The organism is Marivirga sp., assembly GCF_035704835.1.
Taxonomy (GTDB): Bacteria; Bacteroidota; Bacteroidia; order Cytophagales; family Cyclobacteriaceae; genus Marivirga.
In genome coordinates, this window is sequence record NZ_DASSWQ010000086.1 from 15,434 (window position 1) to 30,685 (window position 15,252).

Here is a 15,252-nt window from a genome sequence, read left to right on the forward strand (position 1 = left end):
GTTTATTTTTCTTCTTGCTTACTCTCCCAAGCTATGAATTGTTGCAATTCTGTGCTTAAATGATTGTAGAGCCAAAGCAATAAAGAAGCATCATCTAAAAATCCTGATACAGGTATAAAATCTGGAATAATATCCATTGGGGTAATGAAATACAATAATACACCTACAGTATAGAGCATACTTTTTTTAGAAATATCTCTGTATGTGCCCTTAGTATATGCTTTAACAAGTCTAATAAGGATTGCAATTTTATTTTTTAACTGCCCAATTTTTTCAGAGACTTTCGCTCTGCTGGTTAAAGTTTCCTTAGCCTCATTAACCAGCTTTTGACTTAATCTCTTATCTTTAAGTACTCTGGAGGCCCTTTCTAAAGCATTTTTGTAGTTTAGTCGCTTACTCATTTTCTATCTCTTTCAACTTTTTATTCTTTTGGATTGGCATCCAGATATAGGCAAATAAGGTATATAGCGTAAATGAGCCAATTAATATAAGATATAGATCGTGTAAGAGGTCTTTATAAATAAATAAGCCCCAAGCCACTACTAAACTTACGATACCTACCCAAAATCTGATATTATTTGCTTTAATTTGGCTCTGTTTATGTAGATTATTCATATTTTTATTTTCGATTATATTTTTTCTAATGAATTAACTATATTAAAATTCATTTTATTCTTTAACGTTAAGTAAATTTATATAATTTGAACCGATTTTACTTTTAGTAATGAAAAAACTAATCATATCCCTTTTTCTTATTTTTTCTGGAAGTTCTTTATCACTTGCTCAAATTGAGGATCCAAAAATTGAAGAATCTAATAAAAAATTAAGAGCCAAGGTAATCGTATACACTAAAACGGGAGAGATTTATAAAGGATTTTTTATCAGTCAAAATAAAGATTTCTTAGAAATTGAAACAGAAAGCGTTGGAACTCTGCAAATACCAACCAATAGGATTAAAAAAATAGAGTCTCTTGGCGGGAATGAGGCAGATGATTTCGGTAATGACAATAAACTGGAGCAAATTAATGCTGTTCGTTATATGGTAGGTACGTCAGCATTTAATTATAAGAAAGGCGAAAATTATATCAGAAATAATCCAATGACTTTTCATAGAGGGTTGAGCGATAATTTCTCAATTGGAGTAGGGACAAGTATTTGGGCATTAGTTTTTAGAGTGCCCATTCTTTATGTTAATCCTCAATTCACGACACAATTAGGTAAATACGTTCATTATAAAGTGGGATTGGACGCTTTTGCAGGATTTTCATTTCAAGGAGGTGGTGGAGCTGCCGCTATTTTGAATACAGGATTTACGGTAGGAGAGCCTGATTTGAATATAACAGGTACGGTTTATTTAGCAGGCTTAAGTGGCGTGCAAAGTGCAAGTCCATTTTACTCATTAGCAGGAATGGCTAGAGTTTCAAAGAAATTAGTGGTGGTTACAGAAGGGTTTTATTTACCATCTGAATTTGATGGAAATTTAGGTTTTGTGTTTTATGGCGGAAGATACTTGACAGAGACTGCTAGTTATGATATTGGGTTTCTATATAATCAACAAATTGCAGATATTATACCCACTGGTATACCATTTATAGCAATTACAGTGAAGATTAATTAATATTTATAAAATGAAAAACATAAAAATTTTGGCTAACATTGGGTTAGTACTCTTCCCTATGTATTTGATGGCTCAAACTCCCACAGAAACAATCAACCAGTTTATGGATAATTGGCATAAAGCTGCAGCCAATGCAAATGAAGAACTGTTTTTTGGAAGCATGACAGAAAAAGGAATTTACTTGGGAACCGATAAAACTGAAAAGTGGACAAGAGATGAAATGGCAGAATGGGCTAAAGAGTATTTTGAAGAAGAATCGGCTTGGGCATTTACTGCTACTGAAAGAGATGTTTATTTTTCAGAAGATGGTAAAACTGCATGGTTATATGAAAAATTAGATACCTGGATGGGAGTCTGTAAAGGAACAGCTGTATTAGTCATGAGACCTGATGGTTGGAAAATTGCGCTCTATGATTTATCCGTGACCGTTGACAATAATAAAATCGATAAGTTCTTAGAGCTAATCAAAGAATAATCTACCGAATCTCAAATTGAGTTATCTCAGTACTTAGCACCAAATACTCTGTACTTATCAAAACTCTTGTTGAATTTCATTTTTAAGAAAACTAAGACCATATTCAATACTATCAATTTTCTTTTCTAAGGAATCCTCATAAATCTTTTTTACTAACTCAAGGCTTTTAGCTTCCGGATCAAGGTTTTTGGCGGCTTGATTTATCACCATGATTAATTCTTCTTTGGCATTCTTGATAATTTTCCAAGCTTCATCGCTCATATAAACTTGCTGTGATAAGTTATGATTGAATTCTTCCCTAATTTCATTTAAAAGTAAATATTGAAGTTCAGCAACATTCATTTCGTTCTGTTGCACTCGTTTTATAATTTGATCAGGCGAAATTCTTTCTAGAAAAAGGCTCATTCTTTCATAAGCTTGAAGCCGTATAGGCAAAACGATTTCTTTGTTTTTTGCTTTAATGTCTATGATTTTTGCTTCATTCTGTTTTTGCATCATGGTTTTTACAGTTAAAAACATTGCATATAAAACGATTCCAGCTGGAATTATAATTTTAAATAAGTCCCAAATAGGCTCCATAAAGTTTTTTTTCTAAGATGATTTTCAAATTTAGTTAATTTCGCATCAAATAAAAGCAAGCCGATGTGCCAAACTTTTGTTTTTATTCATTCGTTCTTGAGTTAAAAACAATTTATGATTCCAGTTAAAATTTCAGAAGAAGCAATTAAAGAAGTACGTAATATAATGGAGAATAAAAATATTCCTGATGGCTACGGTTTGCGAGTAGGAGTCCGAGGTGGAGGTGGCTGTAGTGCAGCTGGGATGAATTATATTTTAGGATTTGATAAGCCAAAAAACACTGATAAGACCTTTGAGGTTGACGGAATTCCAGTTTATATTGATAAAGGTCATGTGATGTATGTTATTGGCATGGAAGTGAGATTTCACAATGGAAATGATGCAAAAGGATTTGTTTTTGTGAACCCAGAAATTGAAAAAGAACTCAATTAAAAGCTAATATGCTCATTAGAATTTAATTACTCAATATATAAATATTCAAATATCTTATATGAATCATCGTTAACTTATGTAATAAATTTAGATAAAAGCATATAAAAAGGAGACGAATATTTTGCCAGTATTAATTCTTTGTTAAGTTTGTCTGAAGTGAAATAAATTTTTAACCTAAACAAACAGTAATGAAGAAGATTCTATTAACATGTCTCATGTTAGTGTTCGTGTTACACGCATGGGCGCAGGATCGCACTGTAAGTGGAACTGTCACTGATGCTCAGTCAGGACAAACCTTACCAGGTGTGAATGTATTAATCAAAGGTACCTCTAGGGGAATGACTACAGATTTGGACGGGAACTATAAGATTTCTGTCCCTTCTGATGGTGGTACACTAGTGTTTACCTTTATTGGAATGGCCGACAGGGAAGTTGAAATTGGTTCAAGATCTGTTATTGATGTTGCCATGCAACCAGATATCCGTGAATTATCTGAAGTTGTTGTAACAGCTTTAGGAATAGAAAGAGAACAAAGATCCTTAGGATATTCCGTTCAGGAAGTACAAGGTGATGAGCTTGTTAATTCTGGTGAAACTAATGTTATAAACTCTTTACAAGGTAAAATTGCAGGTGTTCAGATTAGCGGTAACACGGGTGCTATGGGGGGGTCTTCAAATATTTTAATTAGAGGAGCCAATTCAATTGCAGGAAATAACCAACCACTTTTTGTTGTAGATGGCGTTCCTATTGACAATTCAAATTTTAACTCTGCTAATCAGCAAAGAGGTGCTAGTGGAGTAGATTATGGTAATGCAGCTCAAGATATTAATCCGGCTGATATAGCATCAATGTCTGTTTTGAAGGGAGCTAGTGCTGCAGCACTTTATGGTAATAGAGCATCTAACGGTGTAATTATTATCACTACCAAAAAAGGTAGAAAAGGTGAAGGCATTGGTGTGAGAATAAATTCAAGTGTATCTTTTTCAAATCCAATGTTTTTGCCAGATTACCAAAATGAATTTGGTGGTGGTTTCGGACCATTTACCATTGAAAATGGGCAAAAAGTAGCTGGTTTTGCCGTTGACCAAAGTTGGGGACCAAGACTTGATGGTCGACCAGTAAGACAATGGTATAGCTACTATGAAGATCATCCAAATTTTGGTGAGGAAACTCCTTGGGTCGCGCATCCTGATAATATCAGTAATTTTTATCAAACAGGTGTCCAGTATAACAATAATGTTTCTCTTTCTGGAGGAAATGATAAAGGTTCATTCCGTTTATCATTCACCAATATGGATTTGACTCATATTGTTCCAAATAGTGAGATGCAAAGAAATACTGTTAATTTCAACGGCTCTTATGCCTTATCTGATAAATTGACAGCAAGTGCAGGGGTAAACTATGTAAAAACTGAAGCGTTAGGTAGACCATCTCAAGGGTATGGTGATTTGATGGTTCAATTCAATCATTTTGGTCAAAGACAACTTGATATGGATGAACTGAGAAATTACAAAGTTGAATCTACAGGTGAACAAAGATCTTGGAATAGGATATCATCTGATATTGCAAGACCTCTATATGCCGATAATCCATATTGGATTAGATATGAAAATTACCAAAATGATGGTAGAGACAGAGTATTTGGTAATATGAAACTGTCTTACGATTTCACTGAAAATCTATCTATTACAGGTCGAGTTTTGACTGATTTTTATACAGACAGAAGAGAAGACAGAATAGCAGAAGGTTCAGTAGCTCAATCAGGGTATAGCGAGGCAATTAGACAAACATCTGAAATAAATACAGATTTGATTTTAAAGTATGAAGGTGAAATTAATGACGATCTTTCTCTTAATGCCTTTATAGGAGGAAATATTCGAGTTGATAACTTTAGTGAGAATATTGGTGTTACAGTTGGAGGTTTAAGTGTGCCAGGTTTTTATAATTTAGAAAACTCAACTGGTAGACCAACGATTGTTGATTTTACTCGACAAAAGCAGATAAACAGCTGGTTTGGTTCTGCAACCTTAGGTTATAAAGACATCGTTTATTTAGATGCAACAATAAGAAATGATGTTTCTTCCACCTTACCTGAAGGAAATAATTCTTATTACTATCCATCAGTAAGTGGAACATTTATTTTCTCTGAATTGGATGGATTATCAGGTGGAGATATTTTCTCTTTCGGTAAGTTAAGAGCAAGTTATGCACAAGTTGGTAATGATACTGATCCGTACAGAATCACTTCTGTTTATACACCACTTGCTAACTTTGGTACTAATCCTGTTTATTCAATTCCCGATGAGTTGAATAATCAAAATTTAAGACCAGAACAAACTAATTCCTATGAAATAGGTACCGAATTAAGATTCTTAAATGATAGGATTTTCCTTGATTTAACTTACTATAATAATACTTCAACTGACCAAATTTTTGAAGTAAGAGTTTCTGGTGCATCAGGTTATGAAAATCAAATCATTAATGCTGGTAAAATGATAAACCAAGGGTTGGAAGCTTCTCTAGGTGCAAATGTTATCAATACGGGTGATTTTAGATGGGATGTTAATTTAAACTGGGCTAGAAATAGAAACGAAGTGGTAGAATTGGCAGAAGGTATTACAAATTACAGAATTGCTAATGGTATTTTTGAGACAACATTAGATGCTAGAGTAGGAGAGCCTTACGGTTCAATTTACGGTGCTAATTTTGTATACGATGAAAATGGCAATAAAGTGATTGGCAGCGGTGGAAATTATCTTCAATCATCAGACCAACAGGCTTTAGGTACTTATTTGGCTGATTGGACTGGAGGTTTAAACAATAGCTTAAGTTATAAAGGATTTAACTTGTCTTTCTTATTTGATATGAGAATGGGAGGTTCACTGCACTCAGTAACTAATTTATTCGCTAAATATTCAGGTATGACACAAGAAACCGTAGATGGTAACATCCGGCAAGTAGGGATTGTGGCTGAAGGTGTGAATGTTGATGAAAATGGTGAGGTAACAGGTGAGAACACTACCGTAATTGATGGTGCTTCTTATTTCTCTGGTCAATTTGGATTAGCGGCTGCTCATGTTTATGATGCTACTTTCATTAAGTTTAGAGAATTAACTTTTGGTTATTCTTTACCTTCTTCAATAATTGACAATACACCATTTACCACAGTTAATTTTGGAGTAGAAGCTAGAAACTTAGCCATACTGTACAAGAAAGTTCCACATATTGATCCTGAAGCTTCAACAAGTTCAGGAAATGTTCAAGGACTTGAAGGTGGTGCATTACCAAGTTTAAGAAGCATAGGGTTTAAAGTAAGTCTTGGATTTTAATCATAAAGGATAAATTTATTATGAAAAATATATTTAAAACATTGATACTGTTTGCTGTGGTAATGGCAACAGCCCTAACCGGTTGTAAAGATATTACCGAGCTAAACGAAGACCCTAACAGACCTGCTGAGGTACCAAATGAATATTTATTAACTTCAGCACAAAGAGCGTTAGGATTGCGATATTATGGTGTTTTTGACAATATCTCTTTTGGTATGACAATTTCACAATATTGGGCTCAGAATGAATATTCTGATGAGGTAAGATATCAATTCAGACCAGCAACTAATAATACATTCTGGTTGGATTTTTATACTGCTATTAATGATTTGGAAGAAATTATTCGTAAAAATAATGCGTTACTTGAAGAAGGTGCAGCAGGATTAAATACGGCACAACTTGCAAATCAAAATGCTATAGCTACCATAATGAAATCATGGGCTCTTCACAATATGGTGGATATTTATGGAAATATTCCTGTAAGTGAATCATTAGGTGGGCAAGATAATCCGAGTCCTGGATATGATAGCCAGCAGGAAATTTATGATTCTTTAATTATAAATGTGAAAGCAGCTGTTACCGCAATTGATGTGGAGGAACCTGCCTTCAATGGGGGTGATGTTGTGTATTATAACAATATGACCAACTGGCAAAAATTTGGAAACTCTTTATTACTTCGAATGGGAATTAGGCTTTCTGATGTAAATGAAACATTAGCTCAGGAAACTATTGCATTCGCTGCTGGGAATGTGTTCACAAGTAATGCAGATAATGCCGCTATTAATTTCATTAGTGAGCAGCCAAGCGTTAATCCACTCTATACTTCTTATATAGTTAACGGTCGTCAGGATTACTGTGCAACTGCAAACTTTATTAATTTATTAGATGGTTTAGGTGATCCGAGAATAGCAGAATATTTTGAGCCTGCTACAGCTACTGGCACATTTGTAGGGATGACATATGGATTAGAGAGTGCTACTGCTGCTGGTATTCCAAGAAGTGCAGTTTCTCAATTGAATGAACAACTATTAGAACCTGATTTTGAAGGAATGATGATGGATTATGCAGAAGTTAGTTTCATACTTGCTGAAGCTGCAGCTAATGGCTGGGTAACTGGTTCTCCACAGCAATATTATGAAAATGGAATTGCTGCTAGCATGGAATATTGGGGTATAAATAGCCAGGCAGATATTATTAATTATACTGCTGCTAATCCTTATACTGCAACTAACCTTGCGGTTCAAAAATATATTGCATTATATATTCAAGGATGGCAATCATGGGCTGAAATCAGAAGACTTGATATCGAAAGTATTCCAGAAGCAAATTTGGTAGTGTATGCACCAGATCAGAACTTCATTGAGATTTCAGGTATTCCTAAAAGAAGAATCTATCCTAATGATGAGCAAACATTAAATAATGCAAATTACGCTGAAGCATCAAGCGCTATTGGTGGTGATGAGTATGACACAAACTTATTTTGGGACATAGACTAAATAAAAATCATGAAAAATATTAATTTTTATATAAAATCAATTCTTTTTGCCTTTGTAGCGGTATTTTTTATGGCTTGCGAAGGAGAAGAAGAGAGCATCAGTTTAAATCCTGGTTCTAATTTATTGATATCAGGTTCTGGTGAGATTCTGACCTATCAGGATACTGAATATTTTGTTAGAGGCCATGATATGGATGAAACTTATACTTGGTCTATTGAACCAGCAGGAACTGCAACAGTAACACAAGTCGAAGGACGAAATGGTGAATTTGTAACTGTTGTTGCTCAGGAAGTTGGAACGTACACTTTAACAGTGGAAAACAATCAAGGTTTATCTGGAGATTTTACAATAGTAGTAGAAGATATTGACGAATTTGCTGGAATCACAGATACTTTGAACATTTTCGAAGAGCAATATAATGCAGGAGGAGATACACTATTTTTCCCAGTGAGGATTCAAAGAACTGTGGAAGGTTCTGTACTTGCAGGAAGAAATGTTGAAGAAACCAGAATTTCATTTGATGTTACTGACGGTTCTGCAATAGAAGGAACCGACTATGAAATCTTGAACGATGAGGTAATCATAGAAAAAGGTGAATTAGAAGGTTACATCAGCATTTTAACGATTGATAATGACACTGATGACGGACCTAAGGATTTCTTCATTGAATTGACAGGCGTGACTCAAACTGGACCTGGGAATACTGCAGTTACATTGAATCCTGATGAATTTCCAACATCCTCTGTAGTTTATATTAATGACGATATTAAAACTGTTGATTTGGATATCGAGTTTGATGAAGTTGAAGTAAGTGAAGCAGGTAATTACTTTGTAGATGTTGTGCTGAACAGAGCTATAGATGAGGATGTAACAATTCAATATTCTGTTACAAATGCGGCTGGTACACCATTTATATTGAATAATCCTGATAAAACAGGTGGTTCATTAGAAGTTTTTGCTGGCGAAACCGAAACTCGCATTGTCTTAGATATAGATGAAAGCTGGGTACAAGCCGGTGCAGAACCAACTGAAATCAACATTGAATTAACTGGTGTTACTTCTCAAGATGGTGAAATAGGATTGGGAGAAACAACAACATATGTTGTAAATGCAGTAGCTCCTGAACAATAATATAAAACAATTTTAAATTCATTTTAAAAGGTTATCGAATTTCGATAGCCTTTTTTTGTTTCGTTAAACACAGTTTATTCAAATGATGATATAGTAATAAATTGATTTCTTCATTTTTTATTCTGAAAAGTTGAACTTTTTTTATGTAAAATTTTGTATTATTTTTGGTCAAATACAATTCCCTTATGAACAAAAATTATATTCTCACCATTATTTCATGTTTACTCATCACTGCAACGCTCTATTTGTATGTAGATAATCAAAAAATAGAAAAGTATTCATCAAAATCTGAAGCACCTTGGTCAACCAAGAAATCTAAAGTTAAGGCTGGAAAAGAGGCTTATATGAAACCAGATGGTTTTATCAAATATTACAACAATATTTCAAAAAAGATAGATGCCGAAACCTCAGAATATAAAGCAGGTTATCGTTATAAAGAGTTAACCAAATCTTTTAGAAGTAGAAGAGTTGCCAATCAAAATGTATTAAATGCACAATTTAAATCTAGAGGTCCAGGAAATGTAGGTGGAAGAACCCGTGCAATTGCGATTGATCCAGATGACGCATCGAAATGTACTTGGACAGCAGGTGCAGCTAGTGGTGGAATTTGGAGAACTACGGATTGTGGTAAATCTTGGGAGAATCTTTCTCCTGATTTACCGAATTTGTCCACTAATTCCATAGCACAAAGCAAATCTAACCCAGACATCCTTTATGTAGGAACAGGAGAGGTTTTTGCAGGAAATTCAACCTTTGTAAGAGGTGATGGAATTTATAAAAGTATAGATAGAGGTAATTCTTGGTCATTACTTCCCTCAACTGTTTCTAATAATAATTTTCTTTCTGTTAATAGAATTCAAGTTGACCCAAAAAATGCTGATATTTTAACAATAGCCACTAATACTGGAGTATTTAAGTCTTCAGATGGCGGATTGAATTGGATTCAAACCTACGATGCACCTGGAAACGCTACAGTACAGGATTTGCAAGTTGATCCTCAAAATTATAATATTCAATATGCTGGTGTAAATAGTACCGGAATAATCAAATCTGTAAATGCTGGTAATGACTGGGCACTTTCTTCTAATGGAATTGGAGAAGGAGTCAGATTTGAAATAGCTGTTTCTCCAAGTAATCCTGCAATTTTGTACACTTCTACCTATCAATCTATTCCAGGCCCTGATAATGATCCAACCATTTTGTATTATTCTGATGATAGAGGTCAAAATTGGTATATTGCGGCTGTTGAAAATTATAATACAAGTTTCTTGGGAGAACAAGGATGGTATGATAATTCGATTGCTGTTAATCCATATGATCCTTATGAGGTCTTTATAGGAGGAGTGAGCATCGGTAAATTTAATATTGATCCTACTAATATAAGTGAAACCGAAAGAACCTTCCTCGGTATTGAATATGAAGGACAAGAAGTAATAAATCTAGTGAGTTTTGAAGCAGGATTCAATAATGGTACACTTGAAATCGGCAGCGGATCAAATAGTCCGTCTAATAACCCAGTATCGATTGAAGTTCGATTTGGGGGAGATAATATGCAAAAAGCGCATCGATTTACAATTCCTGCCGGAGAAACGGCTGGTGTCCCTATTTCTAATTACAAATATGAAGATTATCAAGATGTTCCTTTCGAAGTATGGGATGTAGAAGCTAATCGTCAATTAATGGTTTCTTACCGTGATCAAGAAAATGATGGAATTTTTGACTTAAATAAAAGAAGTCAAACAGATGAGAATTTATCTGCCGCTAGGGAATACATTTACATACATGATGTTGAATACGATCCGAATACTCCCACAACGGAGGTGGCTATGGATGGTGGAATTGAGTACGCAAACATGTATTTTTTCTGGCCAGTATTGAGTGAATCAGCTGTATGGGAACCTGCAAATTTCAGTACTACCATGAATATCGTATTTGGTACTCAAACCATTGCAGCATCTGAAGCTAGTGCTGTTTATGATGCTTATGGTGATTGGGAGAATCAAAATAGAGGGAATTTACATCCTGATCATCATCATTTAACGCTAGTACCGATGAATGATAATACCCAACAATTTATGATAGTAAATGGGAATGATGGTGGTTTTGGAATTTCTACCAATAGTGGAGAGGTAATTACCCAATTAGCCAACGGGTATGTAACCACTCAATTTTATGGTGCGGATAAAAAACCTGGAGAAGAAAAGTATATCGGAGGAATGCAAGATAATGGAACATGGATATCGAGTGGAACGGTCGTAGATGAAACGAATCCATACAACGCAGTGATAGGAGGTGATGGTTTTGAGGTAATATGGCATGCAACTGATCCTCAGAAAGTAATTGGTGGTTTTCAATTTAATGGAATAAGACGTTCGTTAAATGGTGGACAACTATTTTCTGATGCTACTTCAGGTATTACTGAAGGTCCATTTATTACAAGATTGGTTGGTTCAGTTTCAAATCCAGATGTGATTTATGCAATTGGAGAAACGGGAGTATATAAAAGCAATGATTTTGGTGGATCTTGGCAAATAAAACTAATTGATAATCCTGGATGGCTGGGTGAAAACAGTGCTAGTGATGTAGAAGTTTCACTAGCTAATGACCAAATAGTGTGGGCCGGTGCTGGAATGGCAGGTGAGGCTTTAAGTCTTTTTGTTTCTACAGATGCTGGCGAGTCTTTCAATGCTGTCAATGATTATTCTCGAAATCCTTCTGCTTTCTATACTGGAATCTATACTCATCCAACAGAGGAAAATACTGCTTATGCGTTATTTAGCAGAGCAAATTTTCCAAAAATATTAAAGACCACAGACCTTGGACAAACTTGGGAAGATATCTCAGGATTTGATGAAGGCTCACAAGGAAGTAATCGTGGCTTTCCTGATGTTTTCGTTCATAGTTTGCTAGTAATGCCATTTAATACGGATATTCTATGGGCCGGCACTGAAATTGGCTTATATGAATCATTGGATGGTGGTCAGACTTGGAATATTCGAAATGATTTTCCTTCAGTTTCTATCTGGTCTATGAAAATAGTAGACGACCAGGTTGTAATTGGAACGCATGGAAGAGGGATTTGGACAGCTGAGACAGAAGAATTAAGATATACAAGTTTGAAAGTTACTGACTTTAGCTATTCAGGATATGGAAATGCTGAAATTAAATATAATTTACCCGTTGAATATTCTACTTTAAAGTTATTACTGAATGACCAAGAGGAAATCATAAACACTCAATTTTCTGTAGGTAGTAATTCAGTACAAATAAATGATTTCTTTGATTTGGAACCTGTGAAATTAAATTTGAGAGGTACTTATTTAGATAAGGAATATACTTCTCAAGCTTTTAAAACACCTGAGATAGATTTTTCACCTATTTTAATATCTCAAGAGAGTTCTGGAGATAAAGCACCCCTTCAAATTAGATATGAGCTTGAAAATAATGAGCCCTATGAGAAAGTCGAAATTTTATTTAATAACGAGGTAGTGCATACTGACCAGCAAATTTTAACAGAATCTGAACCCAATAGAGTAATTGAATTTGAATATAACCAAATAGGTAGAAATGACGTGACTATCAGAGGATATTTAAGGGGGAATGTTTACACGACTACTGTTGCAAATCGCCTAATTACATCAAATTCTAATGTGATTCAAGATGAGATTAAAATTTATCCTAATCCGGCAACTGATTTCGTTAATGTAAATTCTGCTCATGTAGACTTTCAAATTCTTCAGGTTTACAGTACTAATGGTGTTTTAGTTCGAAAGTATGATTTGAAATCCGACAATAATGAGATAAATATCTCAGATTTAGAAAGTGGGATTTACTTATTTCAGCTTCAGGCTAAAAATGGTAGAATGATTTCTAAACGAATTATAAAACAATAATGAAATTATTATTCATAACTTTTATTGCGCTACTTGTTGGCGCTTGTACAACAAGCAGTAAAAATGCTCAAAACAATAATCAAGATACCATTTACAACTTAGCGTTAGAGGCATTAGGAGAAGAGAGAATTGAATTTAATTATAATGAAAATAGAGATTTTCTTTTGGCAACTTCTAAAGATGAACAAGAAGGACAGATTCGATTTAAGTATGTGGTGATGGATGTTAGTCAGAAAAATATTGTTGATGAGGGAAATTTGCCTTTGGGTAAGGCGAAGTGGATTTCTGACTATGAAATTGAAATAATTGCTCCACCAGGTATAATTAGAGATAATTCTGAAAGCTTGTCAAATTACACCAAAATATTAAATGTTAAAACTGGAGAAAAAACTTCAAAAAAAGCTGCTCAATTTTGAGCAGCTTTTATTTTTTTTCTAAAAAGAGTGCTGATTTCTCTACAATCTTTTGAAAATTCTCCGGAAGGTCAGGTTCTTTCCATGGATGTGCCGCACCAAATACATGATTTTCGTTCTCAAAAATCACTAATTCAGTTTCTGGCTTCCATTCTTTAAGTTGGTACCCCATTGCAACAGGAAGTGTTTCATCTTCAGTTCCATGAAAAGCTAAAAGTGGTTGTTTTAATTCTTTTACAGCTTTGGGAATAGATAATCTATCAAGATTATTTAACACATCATCATAAAGTTGCACGTAAAGTGGCATTTGTTGATTGGTTCTTTTATTTTCAATATACTGAACACCTTTTGCTCTCCACTCATCCAAAAAACTCTGAGGCCATCGATTAGTTAAGTCACTAATTGCAGCTAGTGTTATTACATTCTTTATTCTTTTATCCTCTCGCGCTTTTAGTAGAATTAATCCTCCTCCTCTGCTGTGTCCCATCAGATTGATATTATTAAAATCAAGTTCATCTACTGGAATAGAAGTAGAAGTGGAAAATAGATAATCTATAGTATCTTTTAAGTCATCTAGTTCAATTGTGAAGTTATTATTTCCGAACGCTTCTAAATCAGCAAAATCAATGAGCTGGTTTGCGGTGGTGCCATTATGACTCAAATTTATTTTCATAAAAATAAACCCTTTTATCGCAAACTTATCAGCCATCAGATTAAAAACTCCCCAATCTTTAAATCCTTTAAAACCATGAACAAAAAGGATTAACGGTTTCTTTTCCTGAGTAGAAATGTATCGTATATCAGCCGTAATAGGCTTATTATGTACCGTACTTGTAATAATTATATTTTCTTTAATCATTTTGATTGTTTGGATTGCTTAGATATTCATTTGGTAGTAATATTGCATACACATGGGGAGTAAAATTAAAGAAATACAATTACCGATAGCCAATGAAATGGCAGAATTTGAAATAAAATTCCGCCAATTTATGAAAAGTAAAGTGTATTTGCTTGATAAAATCATGGGCTATATTGTGAAACGAAAAGGAAAGCAAATGCGTCCTATGTTTGTATTTCTCTCCGCTGGTGTTCATGGACAAATTAATGAAGCAACCTACAGGGGCGCGGCCTTAATTGAATTATTACATACGGCAACCTTAGTCCACGATGACGTAGTAGATGACGCCAACTACAGGAGAGGCTTTTTCTCTATCAATGCCTTATGGAAAAATAAAATTGCCATCTTAGTGGGTGATTATCTCCTTTCCAGAGGACTTTTATTGTCAATTGACAATGAGGATTTCGATTTGTTGAAAATTGTATCTGAAGCAGTTCGGGAAATGAGTGAAGGGGAGTTGCTTCAAATTGAAAAGGCTAGAAAGCTCAATATCACAGAAGATATTTATTATGATATCATAAAACAAAAAACTGCTTCTTTAATAGCTTCTTGTTGTGCAGTAGGAAGTCGTTCAGTCATCAAAGATGATGGTGTAAGTGAAAAAATGAAACTTTTTGGCGAAAAGGTGGGGATGGCATTTCAAATCAAAGATGATTTATTTGATTATGGGACTAATGATATCGGAAAACCACTTGGTATTGATATCAAAGAAAAGAAAATGACTTTACCGCTTATTTATGCGTTGAATCAATCTGATAAGTCAGAGCAAAAACATATAATTAAATTGATTAAAAAGCATAGTGATAAAAATTCTACCGTTAAAACAGTAGTGGAATTTGTCCGCAATAAGAATGGTATTGCTTATGCAGAAGAAGTGATGCACAATTACTACAACGAAGCTATGACTATTATCAAAGATTTTCCCAAATCAGAATATAGGCAATCTTTAATGGAATTAGTTAAATATACAATAGAGAGAAAAAAATAG

Annotated in this window: 13 protein-coding genes; 9 read left to right on the top strand and 4 right to left on the bottom strand. The window is 34.3% G+C overall.

Annotation, left to right across the window (positions count from 1 at the left end; genetic code table 11):
• Window positions 1–2: 2 nt before the first annotated feature.
• Together VFM92_RS15220 and VFM92_RS15225 are read right to left on the bottom strand one after the other, a co-directional pair.
• The gene (locus VFM92_RS15220; protein ID WP_325123085.1) at window positions 3–401 is read right to left on the bottom strand and encodes a YkvA family protein; all 399 of its coding nucleotides are present in this window, start codon (window positions 399–401) and stop codon (window positions 3–5) included.
• Entirely contained in the window at window positions 394–615 is a 222-nt protein-coding gene (locus VFM92_RS15225) for a hypothetical protein (RefSeq protein WP_325123086.1), read from the bottom strand. Before VFM92_RS15225 ends, VFM92_RS15220 begins: the two co-directional genes overlap by 8 nt.
• A gap of 109 nt (window positions 616–724) precedes the next feature.
• Between VFM92_RS15225 and VFM92_RS15230 the strand changes: the two genes are divergently transcribed.
• Together VFM92_RS15230 and VFM92_RS15235 are read left to right on the top strand one after the other, a co-directional pair.
• On the top strand, window positions 725–1,618 hold the full coding sequence (locus VFM92_RS15230) for a hypothetical protein (protein WP_325123087.1): 894 nt from the start codon (window positions 725–727) through the stop codon (window positions 1,616–1,618).
• Between the two features lie 10 nt (window positions 1,619–1,628).
• Window positions 1,629–2,093, top strand: coding sequence for a nuclear transport factor 2 family protein (locus VFM92_RS15235; protein ID WP_325123088.1), 465 nt, complete (start codon window positions 1,629–1,631; stop codon window positions 2,091–2,093).
• A gap of 57 nt (window positions 2,094–2,150) precedes the next feature.
• On the opposite strand, the gene VFM92_RS15240 is transcribed toward VFM92_RS15235, so the two are convergent.
• Window positions 2,151–2,672, bottom strand: coding sequence for a hypothetical protein (locus tag VFM92_RS15240; protein ID WP_325123089.1), 522 nt, complete (start codon window positions 2,670–2,672; stop codon window positions 2,151–2,153).
• A gap of 114 nt (window positions 2,673–2,786) precedes the next feature.
• Between VFM92_RS15240 and VFM92_RS15245 the strand changes: the two genes are divergently transcribed.
• From VFM92_RS15245 to VFM92_RS15270, 6 genes are all read left to right on the top strand, one after another.
• On the top strand, window positions 2,787–3,104 hold the full coding sequence (locus VFM92_RS15245; protein ID WP_325123090.1) for a HesB/IscA family protein: 318 nt from the start codon (window positions 2,787–2,789) through the stop codon (window positions 3,102–3,104).
• 188 nt (window positions 3,105–3,292) lie between these two features.
• Window positions 3,293–6,433, top strand: a complete 3,141-nt coding sequence (locus tag VFM92_RS15250) for a SusC/RagA family TonB-linked outer membrane protein (RefSeq protein WP_325123091.1) — start codon at window positions 3,293–3,295, stop codon at window positions 6,431–6,433.
• A 20-nt stretch (window positions 6,434–6,453) separates the two neighbouring features.
• The gene (locus VFM92_RS15255; RefSeq protein ID WP_325123092.1) at window positions 6,454–7,929 is read left to right on the top strand and encodes a SusD/RagB family nutrient-binding outer membrane lipoprotein; all 1,476 of its coding nucleotides are present in this window, start codon (window positions 6,454–6,456) and stop codon (window positions 7,927–7,929) included.
• A gap of 9 nt (window positions 7,930–7,938) precedes the next feature.
• Window positions 7,939–9,060: a Calx-beta domain-containing protein gene (locus tag VFM92_RS15260; protein WP_325123093.1), complete on the top strand. Its 1,122-nt coding sequence runs from the start codon at window positions 7,939–7,941 to the stop codon at window positions 9,058–9,060.
• A 185-nt stretch (window positions 9,061–9,245) separates the two neighbouring features.
• Window positions 9,246–12,953, top strand: coding sequence for a T9SS type A sorting domain-containing protein (locus VFM92_RS15265; RefSeq protein ID WP_325123094.1), 3,708 nt, complete (start codon window positions 9,246–9,248; stop codon window positions 12,951–12,953).
• Entirely contained in the window at window positions 12,953–13,369 is a 417-nt protein-coding gene (locus VFM92_RS15270) for a hypothetical protein (RefSeq protein ID WP_325123095.1), read from the top strand. Before VFM92_RS15265 ends, VFM92_RS15270 begins: the two co-directional genes overlap by 1 nt.
• 7 nt (window positions 13,370–13,376) lie before the next feature.
• Here the strand turns inward: VFM92_RS15270 and VFM92_RS15275 are convergent, their stop codons facing one another.
• Entirely contained in the window at window positions 13,377–14,225 is an 849-nt protein-coding gene (locus tag VFM92_RS15275) for an alpha/beta hydrolase family protein (protein WP_325123096.1), read from the bottom strand.
• 52 nt (window positions 14,226–14,277) lie between these two features.
• Here VFM92_RS15275 and VFM92_RS15280 point away from each other — a divergent pair, with 52 nt between their 5' ends.
• Window positions 14,278–15,252 carry a polyprenyl synthetase family protein gene (locus VFM92_RS15280; RefSeq protein WP_325123097.1) on the top strand — a complete coding sequence of 325 codons (975 nt, stop codon included), beginning with the start codon at window positions 14,278–14,280 and terminating at the stop codon, window positions 15,250–15,252.